At 46.1% G+C, this 20,195-nt stretch carries 18 protein-coding genes; 8 read left to right on the top strand and 10 right to left on the bottom strand.

Going from position 1 to position 20,195, the window contains the following annotated elements; all coding sequences use genetic code 11:
* Window positions 1–227: hypothetical protein (locus tag ACE1CD_RS00325; protein ID WP_374820642.1), on the bottom strand; the 227-nt coding region annotated here is incomplete at its 3' end.
* A gap of 168 nt (window positions 228–395) precedes the next feature.
* Here ACE1CD_RS00325 and ACE1CD_RS00320 point away from each other — a divergent pair.
* Window positions 396–569: a hypothetical protein gene (locus tag ACE1CD_RS00320; protein WP_374790460.1), complete on the top strand. Its 174-nt coding sequence runs from the start codon at window positions 396–398 to the stop codon at window positions 567–569.
* 128 nt (window positions 570–697) lie between these two features.
* Here ACE1CD_RS00320 and ACE1CD_RS00315 read toward each other — a convergent pair whose 3' ends face one another.
* Entirely contained in the window at window positions 698–2,317 is a 1,620-nt protein-coding gene (locus tag ACE1CD_RS00315; RefSeq protein WP_374820639.1) for a family 10 glycosylhydrolase, read from the bottom strand.
* A 184-nt stretch (window positions 2,318–2,501) separates the two neighbouring features.
* On the opposite strand from ACE1CD_RS00315, the gene ACE1CD_RS00310 reads away from it, so the two are divergent.
* Window positions 2,502–3,572, top strand: coding sequence for an adenosine deaminase (locus ACE1CD_RS00310; protein ID WP_374820637.1), 1,071 nt, complete (start codon window positions 2,502–2,504; stop codon window positions 3,570–3,572).
* A gap of 293 nt (window positions 3,573–3,865) precedes the next feature.
* Here the strand turns inward: ACE1CD_RS00310 and psb27 are convergent, their stop codons facing one another.
* From psb27 to pstS, 5 genes are all read right to left on the bottom strand, one after another.
* Window positions 3,866–4,261: a photosystem II protein Psb27 gene (gene psb27 / locus ACE1CD_RS00305; protein WP_374790466.1), complete on the bottom strand. Its 396-nt coding sequence runs from the start codon at window positions 4,259–4,261 to the stop codon at window positions 3,866–3,868.
* Window positions 4,262–4,384: 123 nt separating this feature from the next.
* Window positions 4,385–5,191 carry a phosphate ABC transporter ATP-binding protein PstB gene (pstB, locus tag ACE1CD_RS00300; protein ID WP_374820634.1) on the bottom strand — a complete coding sequence of 269 codons (807 nt, stop codon included), beginning with the start codon at window positions 5,189–5,191 and terminating at the stop codon, window positions 4,385–4,387.
* A gap of 322 nt (window positions 5,192–5,513) precedes the next feature.
* Window positions 5,514–6,404 (bottom strand): phosphate ABC transporter permease PstA, encoded by an 891-nt coding sequence (gene pstA / locus ACE1CD_RS00295; protein ID WP_374820648.1) that lies wholly within the window; start codon window positions 6,402–6,404, stop codon window positions 5,514–5,516.
* 123 nt (window positions 6,405–6,527) lie between these two features.
* Window positions 6,528–7,478, bottom strand: a complete 951-nt coding sequence (gene pstC / locus ACE1CD_RS00290; RefSeq protein WP_374790472.1) for a phosphate ABC transporter permease subunit PstC — start codon at window positions 7,476–7,478, stop codon at window positions 6,528–6,530.
* A gap of 104 nt (window positions 7,479–7,582) precedes the next feature.
* Window positions 7,583–8,791, bottom strand: a complete 1,209-nt coding sequence (gene pstS, locus ACE1CD_RS00285; RefSeq protein ID WP_374790474.1) for a phosphate ABC transporter substrate-binding protein PstS — start codon at window positions 8,789–8,791, stop codon at window positions 7,583–7,585.
* Window positions 8,792–9,194: 403 nt separating this feature from the next.
* Here pstS and bioB point away from each other — a divergent pair, with 403 nt between their 5' ends.
* The 4 genes from bioB (at window position 9,195) to ACE1CD_RS00265 (ending at window position 13,982) form a co-directional block, all read left to right on the top strand.
* On the top strand, window positions 9,195–10,241 hold the full coding sequence (gene bioB / locus ACE1CD_RS00280) for a biotin synthase BioB (RefSeq protein ID WP_374790490.1): 1,047 nt from the start codon (window positions 9,195–9,197) through the stop codon (window positions 10,239–10,241).
* Window positions 10,242–10,409: 168 nt separating this feature from the next.
* The gene (locus ACE1CD_RS00275) at window positions 10,410–10,994 is read left to right on the top strand and encodes a biotin transporter BioY (protein WP_374820632.1); all 585 of its coding nucleotides are present in this window, start codon (window positions 10,410–10,412) and stop codon (window positions 10,992–10,994) included.
* 83 nt (window positions 10,995–11,077) lie between these two features.
* Window positions 11,078–11,554, top strand: coding sequence for a signal peptidase II (gene lspA / locus ACE1CD_RS00270; RefSeq protein WP_374820630.1), 477 nt, complete (start codon window positions 11,078–11,080; stop codon window positions 11,552–11,554).
* A gap of 169 nt (window positions 11,555–11,723) precedes the next feature.
* A complete protein-coding gene (locus ACE1CD_RS00265; protein WP_374820627.1) occupies window positions 11,724–13,982 on the top strand; it encodes a transglycosylase domain-containing protein in 2,259 nt (752 codons plus the stop codon).
* A 293-nt stretch (window positions 13,983–14,275) separates the two neighbouring features.
* Here the strand turns inward: ACE1CD_RS00265 and ACE1CD_RS00260 are convergent, their stop codons facing one another.
* A complete protein-coding gene (locus tag ACE1CD_RS00260; protein WP_374820624.1) occupies window positions 14,276–16,153 on the bottom strand; it encodes an ATP-binding protein in 1,878 nt (625 codons plus the stop codon).
* Window positions 16,154–16,356: 203 nt separating this feature from the next.
* Between ACE1CD_RS00260 and ACE1CD_RS00255 the strand changes: the two genes are divergently transcribed.
* Window positions 16,357–16,566, top strand: coding sequence for a hypothetical protein (locus ACE1CD_RS00255; protein ID WP_374790484.1), 210 nt, complete (start codon window positions 16,357–16,359; stop codon window positions 16,564–16,566).
* A gap of 224 nt (window positions 16,567–16,790) precedes the next feature.
* Here the strand turns inward: ACE1CD_RS00255 and ACE1CD_RS00250 are convergent, their stop codons facing one another.
* Window positions 16,791–18,278: a DUF4335 domain-containing protein gene (locus ACE1CD_RS00250; protein ID WP_374820621.1), complete on the bottom strand. Its 1,488-nt coding sequence runs from the start codon at window positions 18,276–18,278 to the stop codon at window positions 16,791–16,793.
* Between the two features lie 63 nt (window positions 18,279–18,341).
* Complete coding sequence (locus tag ACE1CD_RS00245) at window positions 18,342–18,968, bottom strand: DUF3038 domain-containing protein (RefSeq protein ID WP_374790488.1); 627 nt, start codon at window positions 18,966–18,968, stop codon at window positions 18,342–18,344.
* A gap of 470 nt (window positions 18,969–19,438) precedes the next feature.
* Between ACE1CD_RS00245 and ACE1CD_RS00240 the strand changes: the two genes are divergently transcribed.
* Window positions 19,439–19,957 (top strand): adenine phosphoribosyltransferase, encoded by a 519-nt coding sequence (locus ACE1CD_RS00240; protein ID WP_374820645.1) that lies wholly within the window; start codon window positions 19,439–19,441, stop codon window positions 19,955–19,957.
* Window positions 19,958–20,195: the final 238 nt, after the last annotated feature.

The following is a 20,195-nucleotide window of genomic DNA, read 5'->3' as shown; positions in this document are numbered from 1 at the left end:
TTCCAGTCGTGTTCTAATTGGTAAATTAATGCTAACTCTAGCTTGTGGGATTCAAACTGAATGCTTCTGCCCATTTTCTGACTGGGATAAAATCCAGAAACATTCTTTCTGCCTCCTCCTACGCGCCGTGCTGGTTCACTGGTGCGGATGATTTCTATTGTCTTTTTTTGCAGTGCCGATAGGTTGTTACGATTACACCAGTTATCGAACTCTTCTGTTGTGAGCATACTGGCATCTCCTGAAGTGGTTCTAGATGCGACTCACAACTAATGCCTTGTTTTTCTTGAGCAGTGAGGTAAAGCTTTTACCTTTGAGTATCCTTGGCACTGGCTTGAGTGCTTGATTTAATCTTACTTCTTCATCTTTAAAAAAAATCTTAAAATTTTGGCAGTTTTATGGTTCCATTTTTAGTCAACGGCAATCAAATCGTTCCAAAAGCAGCAGATGCTGAGTGGCTACTTGACGCCAGAATGAGTGTCGCAGCCACAGTCGCGGCAAGTTTATCCTTCCAGCCCCGGCAATCTTATGGGTACATTGACACGGGGGTAGCTAACCCGGATTTGGTATAATCCATGAGCTAAAGTTGTCACTCCATCAGGGTTTAGTCTCTCCAGAAAAGAATAAAAGAGACAGGCAGGATGCCTATCCCACAAGAATTTTTAGAGCGGTCTATTCTATGTTGGAGATGTCCATTAAACTACCGCAACTTACAAAACTTTCTTTCGCGATCGCTCTCCGGGTCTTGCCAAGAATAAGCAAAATGGCTCACCGTCTGAATTTGCGGTGCATATTGACGAATAGCCTGCATTTGCACCTCCAGAGACGGACGATTGCTCACAGCCCTTCCCCAATCACCAGCCAACGCCGGTCTAATATCCGTACCGAGAGGAGCGAGACTGACTACCCGTTGCAGCTCGTTCAAAATACAGCTAGTGTCGTTGCAATTTGCATAAAGCATGGGATGCCATTCCATCATTCTGGGGAACTTATCCCAAGGTTGTACCCGCGAGTCATATCCCCCCTGACCGACAGCTTGGTTGCCCCCAGGGAAAAACACCGCCCCAGTCGGGATGCCGACGCGCTGCGCCGGTTGCATAGCTGCCGTCAAAAAATCGACAATACCTTGAGCGGCGTGGGCTACACTCAGCTGCCATAAATCCCATTGTAGGAAAGGTTGACGTTGCCCTGGTGGTAGTACGCTCTTTGTTTGGTCGGGATTGCGTCCCTGCCAAAGCGGTTCTTCTTCCTCTGGATAAATTTCGTCAACCTGGGCAACATCTTGGGCGCTAACGAATCCCTTCGTTAAAAATCGCCGCATCAGATCCAGCCCTTTGCGGTTGATTGCCCGTTGCAAGAATACTTGCTGGGCAGATTCACCATAAATCCACAAATCTTGCACCTTGGTAACTACCGAAGCATCCCCCGTCCCTCTGGGATAGCGAACGTAATCAAACAAAACTCCGTCCGGTTTGCGTTTGATGACTGCCTCAATCAACCTTTCATAGTCTTGTCGCGCTTGGGGGCTGTAGGGATCGACAAAAGCTTTACTGGCATCGCCCTTTGTTAGATCGGTGTCGATACCCGCATCGTTGGTTACATCCAAACTGGTTTGACCCCTGCCATTACGAGCTAACACACCTTGGCGATCGGGCCGAGTCGCGTAAGCATATCCGAAATTGATTGTAAACACCCAAGCGTAAACTTTGAGTCCTCGCTTGTGACCTTTCTCAATAATTTCCGCTAACAGATCTACTTTTTCCGCTCCGGGTACTTGTATTACAGAACCCCAAGATGTGGGATTATCGGCTTGCGGCAGTAGCACCAGGCTATCGTAAAAGACTTCTACATAAACTTCGTTGTAGCCTTTATTGACAAGGCGATCGAGCAGCATACCCACCGATCCGGGGCGGATATCGCAGGGATAGAGGCGCAGCCAAATAGCTTGGTTGCGCGGCCAATTTTGGCTGCGGCATTCTTGCAATTGCGTTGCCTGTTTGGTTATCAGGGCTTGGTAGCGGTTCTGCGCTTCTCGATCCCCTTTCAGAGCCGCCAGCCGGAGGTTTTCTTTTTGTTGAATCAGATTTGCCGGTAACTGGCAAGGCACCATTACTTGTGCATGAGTTGGTTTATTCCAGACACACTGACTCACCAGGCTACTGGTTAACACACCGGCTAAAACGCTGCGATAGAAACGACCGGGACGTTGCTTAACAGCTGTGAGAGCTTTCAACATGGCATCAACCAGAAAGAAAAAAAACAAACGATACTGACAAATAATTAGCCCCCAAGGACTGGTTGCTGCACCACTGCTTGCCACTAGGCATCAAGAGCCGCTGGGCTATAGGTCAACAAAGTTACCTTCACAAAAGTTTAGGTCATACTTGCTTGACTGGGAAGCCTATCTGTTTTAAAGGACTTGCCCAACTCTTACAAAAAGATTTGTTAATAATGGAAATAATAACTGTACTCCTATTTCATCGATATCAACCAGAGGGGTTCCTGTGGCTCTATATGCTGAACTACACCGCCACCTCGGCGGTTCTGTTGTACCTCGTATTCTTTGGCGCTACTTCCAACGCAGCGACGCTAATTTGGCCGATCGCTTCCCTGAGTATGCCTCGTTTGAGGATTTTTATACAAAACCGCGCAATACGCTCGATGAGTATTTGGAGCTGCATACTTTGGTAGAAGGCGTTCAAACTACTCAGACGCTACCCTATTTTATTTCACGACTGATTCGCGGTGCGTATATTTTTGAGAATCTTGCCTATTTGGAAATCCGTTACACTCCCTATCTGCGGACATCTCCCCAACTCAGTCAGTCGGAACGAATTGACCAAATGGCTGAAATTGTTGAAATTGTCGGTAAAGCTACCCAGACGAAAGAGTACCCAATCATTACCAGCCAAATTCTGTGTATGCACTCCCGCCTTCCCTATGAGGTGAATCGGGCGATCGTCGAGCTGGCTGCACAGAGCAAAGGGTATGTTTGTGCTGTAGACTTGGCTGGGGGGGATGCCCATTATGCAGAGCGGCTGGATGAATTTGTAGAACTGTACGCCTTGGCGCGATCGCTCGACCTCAAGACCACAGGTCACCTCTATGAAACTTCATCTGGTTGCTATCCAGAACTTATCCCCTATCTGATGCGGATCGGACACGGCATTCAGATTCCTTTACAGTATCCAGAACTGCTAAGTGAATTATCTGCTAACGGTCAGTGCCTAGAAGTTTGTCCGACCACATACCTCAAAACTGGTACTCTCGACGATATTCGCCAACTCAAGCTAGTGTTCGATCGCTGTTTTGATGCCGGTGTGGATATCGCCATCTGCACCGATAACGCTGGTTTGCATAACGTGCGTCTGCCGTTCGAGTACGAAAACCTTCTGACTTACGACATCATCGGTTTTGAGGAATTGCAGGCTTGTCAAGATGCCGCTTTTCGCCATGCCTTTGCTTGGCCTTATCAACAACGACCGGCTTCCTTACTAAACGGACTTTTTCAAGCCTCAATTAACGATACGGGTAATGGCTCGCTGGGTCGTGAATTCGCCGAAATCGCCGACTGAAGTATTCTATTAACGCAAGTTGCCAGTTATCATCCGTAGGGTGCGTCAGAACCTAAAAATTACTGTAAATTGCCCAAATTTAACGATCTGACGCACCCTACAAACCACAAATTTACCCAAAATTCATAACTAGCAACTTACGTTACTAGCAAAAATTCCCCACTTCTTCTTCAAAGAGGGGGATCAGAAAACTCGTAGATTACTTTTGCTGCAACTCTCTAGTCGAGTCGAGTAAATCATTAAAAATTAAAAATTAAAATGGGTTAATCATTTTAATTTTTAATTTTTAACGCTCAGACTCCTTGTCTCAAAGCATTTTCCACCTGGGTTAATTCTTGTTCCAAACGCTGCTTCAACTTCTCAGGAAGAGGACGATTTGGATAAGAACTGTAATGTCCGGCTATATTGTTTAATGCGGTTCGCATTGTAGTGAAAGAGCGGAGAGCGGTGAGAGAACTGTCGCGCCGATAACGAGCCGCAAAGTCATTGATTCTTTGACGTGCTTCTGTTTGAACCGCCGCTTTCTCTGGTGAATCATCTGGCAATTCAATCGCAGTTCTCAAAGTTTGCACCAGAGCCAAGGTATCTTGACGATAATCCCCAGTTATGCCATTGGGGGTAGAGCAGCCGAGTAAGCCGATCGTCACAACTAAAACTAGGGCAAGCAGACGGGTCAAATAGCGCTTCATAAGCAGTTAGGTAAATTTTCCACAGCAGAGACAAATCCATGCTCCATCGTATCCTGGATCGGTACTGTGGGGATCGTTCTAAAGTTACTCTCTTTTGAAGAGTCGCACTTGACCGTCTCCGAATCAACCAAAGCGTCCGCTGACGTACTCGCGGGTAGATTCTTCCTTCGGACTTTGGAAAATCACCTCGGTGCGATCGAACTCCACCAAATAACCCATTCGTCCGCCTTTTTCTGTAGCTTGAACGTTAAAGAAGGCGGTTAGATCGGACACCCGCGAAGCCTGCTGCATATTGTGGGTAACGATGACGATCGTATATTGCTCTTTAAGTTCGTGCAGCAAGTCTTCGATCCGCAGGGTAGAAATCGGGTCTAGCGCAGAACAGGGTTCATCCATCAAAATAACATCCGGTTGGACTGCGATCGCCCGCGCAATGCACAAACGCTGCTGCTGTCCCCCAGACAGAGATAAACCGCTTTGTTTGAGCTTGTCTTTCACTTCATCCCACAAAGCCGCACCTCGGAGCGATCGTTCTACCAACTCATCCATATCGCCCCTGTAGCCATTGATCCTCGCACCAAAAGCCACATTGTCGTAAATCGATTTTGGAAAAGGATTCGGCTTTTGAAACACCATACCTATCCGACGCCGCACCTCTACCGGGTCAATATCCACAGCATATAAATCCCGATTGCCATAATAAATTCTTCCTTCAGATCGAAAACTTTCGATTAAATCGTTCAGGCGGTTAAAGCAGCGTAGCAGCGTACTTTTGCCGCAACCTGAAGGCCCAATAAATGCCGTAATGCGATTTTTAGAGATATCCATATTGATATCCCTTAAGGCTAAGAAATTTCCGTAGTAAACATTTACATTTTGTGCGCGTAAAACGGTTTCCGTTGAATTTGTCACTGGCGAGTTAGAACGCATATAAGTCTATTTTGAGTTGGCTTGACCCTAACATACACATTTATTCAGAGAACGTGAAAATTTTTATTTGCGGCTCGATTCATTTATGGAAAGCACTTACAGACAATCCTCTTTGAACGTGCTTTGCAAAGCCAAACAATGGACTTGCATATTTATTTTGCTTCCCACCGGATTTTTTTTGCACCTCTTACCGCTGATTATCTTCTCAGTTCCACCTTTACCTAAAAGTACAACATATCCTGTTACATCATTGCATAATTTCTCCTATCTTAACATTCGCCTTTTACTTAACGCTTCTCGTCAAATTTTATACCCAACCTTTTTAACCGTAAACTTTCTGACGAATTACCCAGCGGGCAATGATGCTAGTAATCAGAACCATAAATACCAGTATTAAAGATGCTGCCCATGCCAGCGCTCGCCAATTTGGGAAAGGTGAAATCGCAAAATTAAATACCAGAACAGCCAGAGATGGAGTGGGCGATCCTAAATCAGTTGGCCAAAACTGTGCGAATAAAGCTGTAAAAATTAAAGGTGCCGTTTCTCCAGAGGCGCGTGCGATCGCCAATGTTGCGCCAGTGACAATCGCCGGTATAGCAGCCGGTAAAACCACCTTCCAAACAGTTTGGAAGTTAGTCGCGCCCAGTCCCACAGCCGCTTGGCGCAAATCTCTCGGTACCAACTGCAAAGCTTCGTCAGTAGTTCGCACAATCACCGGCAACATCAGCACCGATAAAGCCACTCCTCCAGCAATAGCAGAGAATTTGCCCATTGTCAAAACTACAATACCGTAAGCAAACACTCCCGCAATAATTGAAGGTACACCGCTGAGAACGTTGGTAGCAAAGCGAATCCAGCGGGCTAATTGACCTTTGCTAAACTCTGTTAAGTAGATTGCTGCGATCACCCCAAATGGAATACTGATGGCAGCACCGATACCCACCATAATTAGCGTACCGATAATCGCATTGCCAAAACCTCCACCCTCTACCAATGGCGGCGGCGGCAATTCCGTCAACGCACCGACATTCAGACGGCTAAGACCTTGGACGCTAACATAAAAAAGTACTGCCAACAAAGGCAGAAGAGCCAATCCTCCACAAATGAATGCCAAAACAGTCATCACCATACTAAATAACGTCCGGGGTGATGAGACCGTGCGACTCAGACTTCTAGCAGGATATCCAGATAAACTTTCATCAGAACTTCGCATCATAATTTCCAACTCAACATTCAACAGTTATTTCTTCTTTTTCCAGATCGGGCAGAGTTTAGTCAACTCTATTGTGTACTCACACTAATTATTTTATTCCCCAATTCTCGTCCAGCCTATCACTTAGATTTGCTTCATTTTCATCACAATCAATTCAGCCAAAATATTGACTAAAAGTGTTAATAAAAACAAAATCAAAGCGGCATACATTAACGCCGATACTTGCAAACCGCTTGCTTCAGCAAATTGATTGGCGAGGAGAGAAGAAATTGTGTTACCGGGTGCTAGCACTGAAGGGCTAATGTTATTGGAATTCCCTATCACCATCGTTACAGCCATCGTTTCTCCCATCGCCCGACCCAGAGCTAACATCACAGCGCTCACAATTCCGGAAAACGCCGCTGGTATGAGTATTTTAAATATTGTTTCCCAGCGCGTTGCTCCCAACCCGATCGCTGCCTGCCGCAGATCTGGAGGCAGAGAAATTAGCGCATCGCGAGAAATGGCTGTAATAATTGGCAAAATCATAATAGTTAAAACCACTCCTGCTGGCAAGATTCCCGGCCCTTGAGCGGGCGTACTGAAAATTGGCAGCCAACCAAAGTAAGTGTGCAGCCATCCACCGATATTTGTCAGTATGGGAATCAAAACAAAAATGCCCCAAAGACCGTACACAACGCTGGGAATTGCTGCTAAAAGCTCTACTAAAAATACCAGCACCGTTCGCACAGGTAAAGGCAGAAAATTTTCGCTCAGCAAGATAGCAGTGCCCACACCAATCGGTACAGCTAAAATCAGAGCAATCAACGAACTGACTATAGTTCCGTACACTGTAGCAAGTACGCCGTATTCATTATTAACCGGATTCCAAGTGCTATTAGTGAGAAAGCTCAAACCAAAGGTTTGGATTGCAGGCATAGCCCTGCCCAATACCAGTACAGCTATCCAAAGCAATATCCCAGCGACTGCCAGTGCAAACAGGCGAGTTAGCCAAATAAAGCCACGATCTAGGGATTTTTCCATTTGCGATCGCGCTTTAATTGCTATTTGAGTATTTGTAGCTTGCGAACTCATAATTAACTTTCTCGAACAGATGTGGAAATGTGGGAGCGAACCTCAGCAATCATTTAGCCGTGTGTGGTACGACTCGCTATAAATTAGGTAGAGTCTTTCTAACGTTACTGTTGGCTAGCAGTAGCGCTACCCACGTCGATTTTATAATCTGGGCTGATTTGATCGGCGGCAGCTGCTATTTTACTAATGATGCTTTTGGGTAGAGGAACATATCCTAATTCTGGACTGTTCTTTTGACCTTCTGTTAGCCCGTATTCAATCATGGCTTCTATTGCTTTAGCTTTTACCAAATCGGGATATTGCTTGTAAACTAGCAGCCAAGTGTAGGTAACAATCGGGTAGGAATCTTGTCCTTCGGGATCTTCTATAAAGGCTCGCAGATTTTCGGGCAGAGTTACAGATTCAAGGGTTTTGGCAGCAGATTCTTCATTCGGTACGACAAAAGTGCCCGCTTTATTTTGTAAAGCTGCATATTTTAGATTCGTCTGCTTGGCGTAGCCATACTCAACGTAACCCAGCGCACCTTGAGTTTGTAGGATCTGGGCGGTAACACCTTCATTTCCCTTGGCAGCAATTCCCGTCGGCCATTTTACAGTTTTGCCTTCGCCAACTTTTTCTTTGAATTCAGGACTGATAGCGGCAAGGTGTTTTGTAAAGACACCGGTAGTTCCGCTACCATCCGATCTCGACACAACTGTAATCGGTTGGTTGGGAAGTGTAACGCCGGGATTGGCGGCCACAATCTTGGGGTCGTTCCAGGATTTGATTTTACCTAAAAAGATGTCCGTATAAACATCTCGCGGTAGTTTCAGACCAGTTTCCACATTAGGCAGGTTGTATGCTATTACAATATTACCGGCTGTCATCGGCAACAACAAAACGCCCTTTTGCACTTTGGCGATTTCTTCATCCTTCATTGCCACGTCACTTGCGCCAAAGTCTACTGTACCGGCAGTAAACTGCTCGACTCCAGCACCGCTACCAATTGATTGATAGTTAATCTGTAGTTTGGGATATTTTTTGTTGAGATCGACGAACCAACGCTGATATAAAGGTGCTGGGAAGGATGCACCCGCGCCGGTTAACTGCACGTTTTGAGCGAGGTCGAGTTTGCCAGGGCCTGTGGCTTGCGGGCCGCTTGCCGTCGAAGTTGAAGGGGAAGCTTCCGAAGAAGTACCAGGGGAAGGACTGCTATTTGCAGTATTGTTTGGGGCGTTGTTTCCGCCGCAAGCAGCTAAGCCGAGTGTGAGGGCTACCACAGAAATTGATGTAGCCAGACGTGTTCGATTGACAAGATTTGTAAAGAAAAGCATCGCTCTACGTTTGCACCTTTCTACAGATAAGCCCTTTGAAGCATAGCGGTTCAGGGTAAAGGTTGGGTTAATAAATTTTTCAATATCTGCGTCTAGTTGAGAAAATCGTCAAAAAAACATCTTATTGGAGATAGGCAGACAAAGATCGCGTATTCAGTAATTATGTTAGGTATCAAAGCTATAAATCTCAAAATTTCTATTTTTCGCTACTATTAGCAGTGCAATAAAGCTGTTTGTGCGATCGCTAAATGCTATCATACCAGTCTGGTGGAAGCAAGCTAGCCAATTTCTTAAACAGAATGGCCATCCAGTCTTCCTCAAGTCATGATTTTTGTCGCCAAATGCAATAAGAGGGCCAAGCGTGGTGCAAGCGCCAATATCAAATTCCTGCTATCCATCAAATGTGGATTCCGCTGATGAAACTGCTGAGAAGCCATTGCGAGAATGGTTAAACAACCTCGCCAGGGAGATAATTGCTGGGAAACTGCTCAGTCGAGAGGAAGCGATCGCACTCACCAAAATAGAGGGGCAAGAAAATATACTCCTGCTATGCGAAGCAGCCGATCGAGTGCGGCAAGCTTGCTGCGGCAACACCGTAGATTTGTGCAGCATCATCAATGTCAAATCTGGTAATTGCTCGGAAAACTGCGGTTTTTGCTCCCAGTCAGCTCACCATTCCAGTACTGGTTCCCCAGTTTACGGTTTAAAATCCACTGAGGAAATTCTCGACCAAGCCAAAGCAGCCGCAGCCGCAGGTGCAAAAAGATTTTGTTTGGTGAGTCAGGGACGCGGAATCAAGTATAACAGTCCCAAATCGTCAGAATTTGAACGAATTCTGGAAACAGTGCAGCTAATTATCGCCGAAACAAACGTTAAACCGTGCTGCGCCTTGGGCGAGTTGACGCCAGAACAAGCACAAGCATTAAAAGAAGCAGGCGTTACTCGCTACAATCACAACTTGGAAACCTCAGAAAATTACTTTCCGCAGATCGCCACAACTCATACTTGGCGAGATCGCGTCGAAACAATCAAAAATCTCAAAGCTGCCGGAATCCAAGCTTGTACCGGCGGTATTTTAGGTATGGGCGAAAGCTGGTCAGACCGGGTAGATTTAGCCTTAGCTTTGCGAGAGTTAGAAGTTGAATCCGTACCCCTTAACCTACTCAATCCCAGAGAGGGAACACCATTAGCCGAACGTCCCAAACTAGATCCTTACGAAGCGTTGAAAGCGATCGCCATCTTTCGGTTGATTTTGCCCAAGCAAATTCTCCGCTACGCTGGAGGACGGGAAGCCATCATGGGCGAACTGCAAGCGCTGGGACTAAAATCTGGCATCAACGCTATGCTGATCGGGCACTACCTCACCACAATGGGTCAACCCCCAGAACAAGACCGCGCCATGCTAGAAGCCTTGGGACTTGTAGGCGGCGAAGCACCCGTTCCCAATTAGGGGCGTCGGGAAAGTCAAAAGTCAAAAGTCAAAAGTCAAAAAGAAGAGGGAGAGGGAAGATGAAAGATGGAAAAGATTAATTGTCTCAATCCCCCACTCCCCCACTCCCCCACTCCCCCACTCCCCCACTCCCTCACTCCCTCACTCCCCCACTCCCCCAGTCACTAAATGTTTTCTGCCACTGAACTGCTGTGGGCCTTTATTGGGTTGCTGCTGACGATCGGCGGCACTTTTCTAAATGCTTCCATCACCTTTCCCACCTGGCATGAAGGAGGACTGGTGATTCAAACTTACTCTTTGGGCGTCACCTATCAAATAGGAGCTGTGTTGCTGGTAGGCTGTCTTGGAGGCAAAAATGCCGGTGCCCTCTCTCAAATCGCTTATTTAGCATTAGGCTTGACTTTCCTACCTGTCTTTACTCAAGGTGGTGGCATCAAATATATTGAACAACCAAGCTTTGGATACTTGTTAGGCTTTGTTCCGGGTGCTTGGTTGTGTGGCTTTTTAGCTTTTAAGATGCCGCCAAAACTGGAATTTCTTGCCTTTAGTTGTATCTGTGGTTTGCTAACAGTTCATTTTTTCGGTCTTAGCTATCTGGTTTTGAGCGATTATTTTAACTGGACAAGCACCAGTACCCTTGACTTATTGCCAGCCGCTCAAAAGTTTTCCTTCTCCGCCCTGCCAGGACAGATCGCTGTTGTTTGTGAGGTTACAATATTGGCATTTATTCTGCGACGCTTGATGTTTTACTAACCTTTAGTAAGTTGTTTGCGGTTCATGGTTATGGTTCATAGCAACGAACAAAACAATTAATAACGAACAATCAGAAATGAACAATGAACATGACTAAAAACCGCTTTTTTTGGGTTGCTGCCCTTGTCAGTTTGGTATTAGACCAGTTGACCAAACGCTGGGTAGTACAAAATTTCGACCTCAATGAAACTTGGCCCTTGTGGAAGGGAGTCTTTCATTTTACCTATGTAAGAAACCCAGGTGCGGCGTTTAGTTTGTTCAGCCAGGACGGTAGTTGGTTACGTTGGCTATCCTTGGGGGTAAGTATCGTCTTAATAGCACTGGCGTTGTTTGGGCCAAAGCTTCCAGCTTGGGATCAGCTGGGCTACGGCTTTATTTTGGGGGGCGCTTTGGGCAACGGCATCGATCGCTTTTTATTAAACTATGTCGTCGATTTTGTGGATTTTCGCCTCATTCGTTTTCCCGTATTTAATGTGGCAGATACCTTTATTAACATAGGTATTGCCTGCCTGTTTATCGCCGCGTTCCGAAAACATGAGCCGCCGAAAAATCGTCCGTAGTAGGGGAGTGGGGGAGCAGGGGGGCAGGGGGGCAGGGGAGCAGGGGGTTGGGAAGAAATTCTTAATGAGTGACTTTTGACTTTTGACTTTTGACTTCCCCTAACCCCTAACCCCGACGCCCTTTCCCCCATTTGCCAAAATCTAAAATCTAAAATCTAAAATAATAACTATGACTCCTCCTCAGCCTCAACGCCCGCAAACAATTTTCGGCGCGATAACCCAAGCGGTACATACAGTTCAAGCTAAGGTAAACTTTTCCCAACTGGTACTCAAGGCGAATGCGAGAGTGCCGGAACTGCGAGTCCAGGATGCGGATGCGGACAAAGCAGAAGTTTACCCTTTGTTAGGCGATCGCTACACCTTGGGACGCAGCTCGAAATCCTGCGATATTGTAGTACGCAATCCTGTAGTCAGTCAGCTTCACTTGTCTTTAAACCGGACTGGACGCCGCCAGAAGTCCTTCGTTATCAAAGATGAAGGTTCAACGAACGGCATTTACAAGGGTAGGCGGCGCATCGCCTCAAAATTGTTGCGCCACGGGGATAGTCTCACTCTGGGCCCACCAGAACTGGCAGCGTCTGTCCGGGTTCAATACTACGATCCGCCACCTTGGTATGTGAAAGCTGCCACCTGGGGGGTGTATGGGGTTGGTGGGTTAACGGCATTGATGGTGTTGGCAATTGCGATCGAATGGCAGAAATTCTCGGTGCGTCCCCTGCCAGCTGCCACGGGGGGGCCAGCAGTAGTTTACGCCCGCGATGGCGAAACGCCTTTGCGACAACCGCGCAACAACGCTCACGGGGAAATGAGGCAATTGTCGGACTTTTCCCCTTATTTGCCAAAAGCTGTAGTTGCTTCTGAGGATAAACGTTTTTATTGGCATTTCGGTGTCGATCCGATCGGTATTGCTAGGGCAACTTTTATTATCAGCAAGGGGGGCGATCGTCAAGGCGGCAGTACTGTTACTCAACAGGTTGCCCGCAGTTTGTTTCGGGAATATGTGGGGACGCAAGATTCCCTCGGTCGCAAAGTGCGAGAAGCTATTGTTGCCCTCAAGTTAGAATTCTTCTACAGCAAAGACAAACTATTGCTGACTTATCTGAATCGCATCTTTTTGGGTGGCGATACTTACGGTTTTGAAGATGCTTCTCAGTACTACTTTGGCAAGTCTGCTAAAAATGTTTCTTTGGCGGAAGCTGCTACTTTAGTAGGGATTTTATCGGCTCCCAATAATTTTAATCCTTGCGGGGATAACCAAAGTTTGCTGAGGGCAAAGAGGCTGCGCGATGCTGTAATTGTGAGGATGCTAACTCAAGGTAGGATTAGTCAAGAGGAGGCAAATGAAGCACGACGAACTCGGATTGCAGTCAGTCCTAAAGTTTGTCAAGAGCAATCCAATACGATTGCGCCCTACTTTTACAGTTATGTTTTTAACGAACTTCGCTATCTATTGGGGGAGGAATTAGCAAAAGAGGGTAATTTTTTCATCGAAACTTCTCTCGACCCCCGGATGCAAAGGCAAGCAGAAGCAACTTTGCGTAATGCGATCGCTAAATCAGGGGTAAGCAATCGCTTTTCCCAAGGCGCGATCGTTACTCTGGACTCCCGCACTGGTGCGATTTTAGCTTTAGTTGGCGGTTTGGATTACAAACAAAGTCAGTTTAATCGCGTTACGCAAGCACACCGACAAGCGGCATCGACTTTTAAGGTTTTTGCTTACACGGCGGCGATCGAACAAGGCATTTCACCTGGTAAACTGTATTCTTGCGCTCCTCTTGTTTGGGTTAACCGCTATCGGGGATGCGAACGAGTCGCCGGGGCGAGTACGGATATGTACAGGGGGATCGCACAGTCTGAAAATGCGATCGCTCTGCGGGTGGCGCAGGATGTCGGTTTGGATAATGTGGTGCGGATGGCGCAGCGATTGGGAATCGACTCGAAACTCAATCCCGTACCCGGTTTGGTTTTAGGTCAAAGCGAAGTTTATCCCTTAGAGATGACTGGTGCTTTTGCAGCTCTAGCCAATCGCGGTGTGTGGAATCGTCCCCACGCAATTAACCGCATTTTGGATAGCAGCGATTGCAGCGATCGCAATAACCCCAGTACCTGCCGCGTGATTTATGCCTACGATCCCACTGCGGAGGGAAAGCGAGCTCTCAGACCGGAAGTAGCTTCTCAAATGACTACTTTACTTCAAGGTGTCGTCAGAGGGGGAACCGGTCGCAACGCTTCTTTGGGACTGGGGGAAGAAGCTGGCAAAACGGGCACTAACAGCGATAATAAAGACTTGTGGTTTATCGGTTATATTCCCAGTCGCCAAGTGGCTACCGGTGTTTGGCTGGGGAATGACGACAACTCTCCCACTAGCGGAAGTAGCGGTCAAGCGGCGCAAATTTGGGGAACTTATATGCGTCAAGTTGTCAATTAAATTTAGAGCAACCGCCAAGGAACTTAGGATATTCTTAATTCCTGAAAATCTTCATTTTACACCCTTCTTCCCCGACGCCCTAGAGCGCCAGTCCAGTAAAATAAATTGACAAAAAGAACGAAATATGTATTATGTAGGGGCGTTCGCGTAGCGTGCCGGAGGCATTAGCATTTGGGCGACAATTTATTGCACAAAACCCAAGATTTTCTGTCCAAATGCAACGCCGGAGCCAGGGTCTAAAGCCAAGCCCACATTATGTTGCTTTTGTCAACCTCTTTTACTGGACTGGCGCTCTAGCTATAGATACAATTTGCCATCTGGAATCTTCCATTTTGGAATTCTGCTGTCTCAATGTTGTGTTTGATGGGGAGAGCGATCGCAAATTCACTTCCCTGTCCTACATAAGATGTAAAATTTATTCTCCCACCGTGTTTTTCTTCTACTATCTGACGGCTAATTGATAATCCCAAACCAGTGCCAATACCTCTTGCTTTGGTAGTGAAGAAGTTGTCAAATATTTTCGTCATATTTTCTGGGGAAATTCCATTCCCTGTGTCAGCAATTCGCACTTTCACCCAGTTTTTATCTTGGCGTTCTGTAGTAATTACAATCTCTTTTAGTTGGGTATTTTTTGGCGTTTCTACTAATCGGTCATTTGGCGCGGCCATATTTAAAACTGCTCCAGATGGCATAGTTTCTGGCTCTAAGGCATCAATTGCATTGCTCAGTAAATTCATAAATACTTGATAAAGTAAGCCTGTGTAGCCTTCTATTTCTGGGATGTCGCCATAGTTAAGCACGACATTAATCCCTTTTTTGATACGGTTGTGGAGAATCAACAATGTACTGTCAATACAAGCGTGCAAATCTACAGATTGAGGCGCAGCTTCATCTAAGCGAGAAAAATCTTTTAAACTGAGAACAATTTGGCGGACTCGCTCTGCACCCATTTTCATGGATTGCAAGACTTTTGGTAAATCTTCTTCCAAAAAATCGATATCAATCTCTTCTGCCAACTTTTGGACTGCTAAAGGCGGATTTGGGATTTCATTTTTGTAAGTTTGTAATAGTGCTAAAAGGTCTTGAATGTAATCATTGGCATAGCCGATATTTCCATATATGAAATTGACGGGATTGTTGATTTCGTGGGCAACTCCGGCCAGCATTCTCCCCAAACTAGACATTTTTTCGCTTTGGATTAATTGAGTCTCTTGCATTTGTCGCTGGCGTTCTGCTGCTGCTTTTTGTTCTTCTAAAAGATGTTTTACCTTTTGAATAAGTTGGTTCAAAGATGCGGCTAAAATACCGACTTCATCTTTTGTTACTACTGGCACTTGCAGGTCAAAATTAGCATTTTTGGTAACTTCCTGCGCTACTTCGATCGCATCTTTGAGAGGACGAGCGATCGCCCTACTCGTTTGGATAGCTAGAAGCATCGCCAATACAACTGATATTAGCATACTCGCTATGGGTGCTGATATTTGCACCATTTCTCCATGTTCTCGAAATTCTTTGGCATTGTGTTCTTTTTTTAAAACAAATTCTGTGAGTTTTGTTAAATTATCCGAGAAGGCATCAATTTTGAGTACTGTTTCGCTTGTTGTGAAATTTAACATTACAGTTTGCAATTTAGGAAATTCTTCTGGCTTAATAATTTGCAAATTTGTTTGCTCCAGAAGTTGTTTCATTTGTTGGTAGTATGTTTCTAACATTGTACTACCATTCCCTGCGAAAGGTTTCAATTCTGTCAACTGAGTGAAAGTTTGAGAAGATTCAATTTCCGATAATAAACTTTTTAATTCATTTAAGTTTCCATTTAGATGAGAGTATTCCGTTTGAAATTGTTGCGGCTTCTGGATTAAGTAAATCAACTTTTGCTGATGCGATCGCGTTTGCAATAAAACCACTTGTAACTTATGTAACACCTCTCCTGCTTTATGCCAATTTTCTGCTTCAAGGGTAGCTTTTGTCTCATAGTAATTACCCACAGCAAGACCTACAGTTGTTCCTAAAACTGCAATACTTAGCGCCAGAGTATAGCCACAGGTTATTTTACTGCTGATACTGAGATTGCCTAATGTCTGTTTGCAGCAACTTGGAGCTATTAAACACAACTTTAAGGTCTTTCCCAATAATGAATGAGCTTGTCTTTGTAAGTATTTAGTTTTCATAAATTTCCTAAATTTCCGAGTAATTTTTGTTGTTAAGTTACCGAACTCCAGATTTTTTTTCGGAAGTTTTTATGCTTTTGTGCGGACAAAAACATTGTTATTTCTTTTGTCTTGTGCCTCTCTGCCATAGCAGAGTAAATACAGCAAAGAGCCAATTTTACTAATAGACATCTCCTCCAAAAGAATCTCTCTTGACAGGCAGAATGCCTACCCCACAAGAATTTTTGGAGATGTCTAATGATATTTTTTACTTATGCGAAAGCTTTGCAACGAAAAAATATTGTCTAACTTCCCTGGAAAAATCCTCTATTTGGGTGCGATCGTCAGTGATCGCTAGTATAGACATTCATAAGTATAGCTTGTCCGGATATGAAATGCGTTCCGTGAAAACCACAGTCAATCGATCGCATTAAACACTTTTTTAGAAAATAGCAAATTGCCAATCTTTACTTTGTAGCTTTTTGTGACAACTAATTGCCCCTAATCTAGAAAATAGACTATATTACCAGGTTAGAAATAATGCGATTTTTTTTGACAAAAAATCCGCTCATCGACCCAATGCAGAATTTTATGACGATCGATAGCGGATAGAAAACAAATTATTAACAGTGATAGTTGCCTGTATTTTTAACAAAATTTAACGATAGCCGCGCCAAGGACTAACTTGCGGAACGCCTCTGGGGGTAAACACAACCTTGTAGTAAGCAACAGGTTCTTGGCTACCGGTACCAGACACAGTTGCAGTTGGGGAAGTCTTCAGCTTGGGTAGGGGAGTTTCGTTAACGTAGTCAATAGCGCTTTGGTTTCGGCCTTCATAGTCTGCTATTGTTCCGTCTGGACGCACAGCGACGCGGTAAATCAATTGTCGCGGAAACCTTAATTTTTCTTGCTTGTTTTCCAGAATTTGGCGATGCAGCCTTCGGTTCAAATCCCTGAGCGCGATCGGGTCAGTAATTTCCGATCTGAGTTCCGAGTTCCCAACAGATTCTGTTGTTGCCGTTGCGCTTATTTCTGAAGGCGATGTTGAAGGCGTTTCGGATGCTACTGGCGATGGTGATGCCGTTTCGGATGCTACTGGCGATGGTGATGCCGTTTCCAATGCCACTGGCGATGATGATGCAGTCTCGGATGCCACTGGCGACGGTGATGTTTCCGATGCGATTGGCGACGGCGATGTTTCCGACACAACAGGCGAAGGTGATGCCGTTTCCGATGCGATTGGCGACGGCGATTCCGACACAATAGGCGAAGGTGATGCCGTTTCCGATGCGATTGGCGATGGCGTTTCCGACACAACAGGCGAAGGTGATGCCGTTTCCGTAGTTATAGACGAAGCTGTTTCCGAAGTTATAGAAGAAGGTGATGTCGTTTCTGAGGCGATCGAGGATGAAGATACCGTTTCCGATCCTACAGGAGAAGGCGATCGCGGCGGAGAGCCAGTTGCGACTTGACCGGAGACACCGGTAGTGGTATCAAGAGAGTTAGCTGCCGGTCGCGGTAGGGGGTCTTTCGGTTTCTGGACTTCCGGAACGGGTACAAAGAAGAGAGCGATCGCTGCTACAGCCAAACTCGACACACCGATCGCAGCTGGTGCGGCTCGCTTGACGATCGGGCGATCGGCATTAGCATATCGCCGTTCTACTGGCGTTACTTGCAGGGATAGACCCGGTAAAGTTTGAGAGTCGGCAAAGAACTGATCCACCGCTTCCACCAAATCGAACAACTGCACCGTTGTCAGATCGATTTCGATCGGTGCAGTCGATGCCGTGTTACCAGTCAAGCCGTTGGACGTTACATGGACATCGCCGCGACGTTGTACAATCAATCGATGTAAATTGCGATTAATTCGTCGCAACTGCACCAAAGGCTGTACATTATCGAGATTGTGGAGATGAGGTACACCGCTGAGAAATTCTTGGGCGTAACGACTGACTGCCCCAAGCAAGCTTTCAAAAAATTCTCGTCCGCCGGTTAGAGGTAGTGGAGAACCTGCTATACGACACTCTGCATTTACCAAAATCGACATTACGGGGCGGACGTCTATCTGACCGCTACTCGTAGTATCGCTCAAACCTTCTAGAAGCAAAGTGCAGTTCGGTAGACTGTACTGGCGCTGTATAGTCATTTTCAGTGGTTAGTAGTTAGTTGTTAGTTGTCAGTAGTGGAATTGGTAGCGATCGATAATCTGTTAAACTTCTCCATCAAACAGACTGCTCCAAAACCGTTGCATTCCACCGGTACCTGTACAAAATAGCAACTCTCCCAAAAGTGAAATAGCTAGCTCGTTTAATTTTTCATCGGAGCTGTAAGCGAGAACACCGGAACGCCGGGGATTCATCCGGCTGCGGAAGTGCTTGCGAAAGCGCTCCAGATATTCAGAAAGGCGAAAATGATGTTCCATTGAAAGTTGCTTATCGCTGAGCTGTTGATAAGCCAGGAGCAGTTGCCGGATTAAGACCGTCATGCGTCGGGCCAAGTAGCAGGCGATCGCCACTAAAGCTTTGGCCTCCAGGACAGTCAAGGAACGGCGCTGGCTGTATCGTCGCAGCGGGTTAGTACTGCGAAGCCGCCATAGATTGACACGATTTTTAATAATATCTTGTAGTTCCAGTTCGGCAGCGAGCGTGAGGATGGCTTCGGAGCCACCGATATCCAAGGCTTCTATGGCCAGTAGAATCAGGTCAATTTGCAGCCTTGCACGGCGAGGCATTTCCCGATCCTCAAAGGTAGCTGGAACAGGCAAGCTGTCCAAAATGACGGGATTGGATTGGGCTGGTGGACTATCTAAATACATTACGTTAGCGGAGACTTTCATTCCGACCGATCGGCTAGGTGAACTGGACTGAGGCAAAAGCAATCTGGAAACGATTGCGTTAGTGACTTGTGACTTTTAGTCTCGGTCTTTGTGCCACATCTCTACCCTAGCGGTTGAAGAATCTAGTTTGGTTTTGAATGTGAACTACCCGACGCTGACCTTACGGTACAGCGCGGGCTTCTGTTCTCAACGGGGAATGCCTCAGATTTGACTTACGCCCCACCTTTGGTCTTACTTTCCCTCCAATCTCAAACTCCCCATTAGTTAAACGTTTATATCAAACTGTGCAACTGTAACTCTCTAGTGTACGATTTCTGAGGCATCTCTTTGCAATCGGGACTCAAGGAAACTGTCTTCGATCGGGTTCAAGTTATGGGTTAAACTCACCCACCCTATTGCTGCTGAGTTTCCACAGGGCGATCGGTTTGCAACCGATGCCGACGATTACCGCCATTTTCGATGAAAAGTCTATGGATTTAAAGTCTTTGATTCGCGAAATTCCAGATTTTCCCAAACCGGGAATCCTGTTTCGAGACATCACCACTCTCCTGCGCGACCCAGATGGACTGCGTTACACGATCGACACTTTTACCCAGAAATGCAAAGACACTTTCCCAGAGGTAGATTATGTCGTCGGGATGGAGTCTCGCGGGTTTATCGTCGGGACGCCTTTGGCTTATCAGCTCAAAGCAGGTTTTATTCCGGTTCGCAAACCTGGGAAACTACCGGCAGAGGTTCATGCGATCGAATATCAGCTAGAGTACGGTATGGATCGCCTGGAGGTACACAAGGATGCTTTACAGCCAGGGTGTCGCATCTTAATTGTGGACGATCTGATTGCGACTGGGGGAACGGCAGCCGCTACGGCAAAGTTGGTACAGCAAGCTGGCTGCAATTTGGTTGGTTTTGGATTTATCATCGAGCTACGGGATTTGGGCGGACGCCGATATCTTCCGGATGTACCGATTGTTACCCTGATTGAGTACTAGCATTAAGTACACAGAAGGGACAGGGGTGGGGAAAGGGTGCTGGAAATCCTACTGATAAATCCTGCGGCTTGAACTAAGGGAAAAATATGTTTGTTTTCCGTCAACAACCCACCGCTAAATCGGAGTACCGATTATAGCGGGGGCTTGAAATACAGCCCTAGTTGACCCGTTAATGGTAGTAATACCTACGTTTCTTGAGTCACGATACCTACAGATACGTAGCCAGTCTGTAGCTCTA

It is taken from the genome of Aerosakkonema sp. BLCC-F183 (assembly GCF_041929145.1).
Classification (GTDB): Bacteria; Cyanobacteriota; Cyanobacteriia; order Cyanobacteriales; family Aerosakkonemataceae; genus Aerosakkonema.
Note: the sequence above shows the minus strand (reverse complement) of the source record. Positions and strands in the feature narration are given on the sequence as shown.

What these genes read in the sequence shown, in the direction of transcription:
- ACE1CD_RS00320 (WP_374790460.1), top strand. Translation starts at nt 396, where the DNA reads ATGGTTCCATTTTTAGTCAACGGCAATCAAATCGTTCCAAAAGCAGCA.
- psb27 (WP_374790466.1), bottom strand. Translation starts at nt 4,261, where the DNA reads ATGAAGCGCTATTTGACCCGTCTGCTTGCCCTAGTTTTAGTTGTGACG.
- pstB (WP_374820634.1), bottom strand. Translation starts at nt 5,191, where the DNA reads ATGCGTTCTAACTCGCCAGTGACAAATTCAACGGAAACCGTTTTACGC.
- pstA (WP_374820648.1), bottom strand. Translation starts at nt 6,404, where the DNA reads ATGCGAAGTTCTGATGAAAGTTTATCTGGATATCCTGCTAGAAGTCTG.
- pstC (WP_374790472.1), bottom strand. Translation starts at nt 7,478, where the DNA reads ATGAGTTCGCAAGCTACAAATACTCAAATAGCAATTAAAGCGCGATCG.
- pstS (WP_374790474.1), bottom strand. Translation starts at nt 8,791, where the DNA reads ATGCTTTTCTTTACAAATCTTGTCAATCGAACACGTCTGGCTACATCA.
- ACE1CD_RS00275 (WP_374820632.1), top strand. Translation starts at nt 10,410, where the DNA reads ATGTTTTCTGCCACTGAACTGCTGTGGGCCTTTATTGGGTTGCTGCTG.
- lspA (WP_374820630.1), top strand. Translation starts at nt 11,078, where the DNA reads ATGAACATGACTAAAAACCGCTTTTTTTGGGTTGCTGCCCTTGTCAGT.
- ACE1CD_RS00265 (WP_374820627.1), top strand. Translation starts at nt 11,724, where the DNA reads ATGACTCCTCCTCAGCCTCAACGCCCGCAAACAATTTTCGGCGCGATA.
- ACE1CD_RS00260 (WP_374820624.1), bottom strand. Translation starts at nt 16,153, where the DNA reads ATGAAAACTAAATACTTACAAAGACAAGCTCATTCATTATTGGGAAAG.
- ACE1CD_RS00255 (WP_374790484.1), top strand. Translation starts at nt 16,357, where the DNA reads ATGCCTACCCCACAAGAATTTTTGGAGATGTCTAATGATATTTTTTAC.
- ACE1CD_RS00250 (WP_374820621.1), bottom strand. Translation starts at nt 18,278, where the DNA reads ATGACTATACAGCGCCAGTACAGTCTACCGAACTGCACTTTGCTTCTA.
- ACE1CD_RS00245 (WP_374790488.1), bottom strand. Translation starts at nt 18,968, where the DNA reads ATGAAAGTCTCCGCTAACGTAATGTATTTAGATAGTCCACCAGCCCAA.
- ACE1CD_RS00240 (WP_374820645.1), top strand. Translation starts at nt 19,439, where the DNA reads ATGGATTTAAAGTCTTTGATTCGCGAAATTCCAGATTTTCCCAAACCG.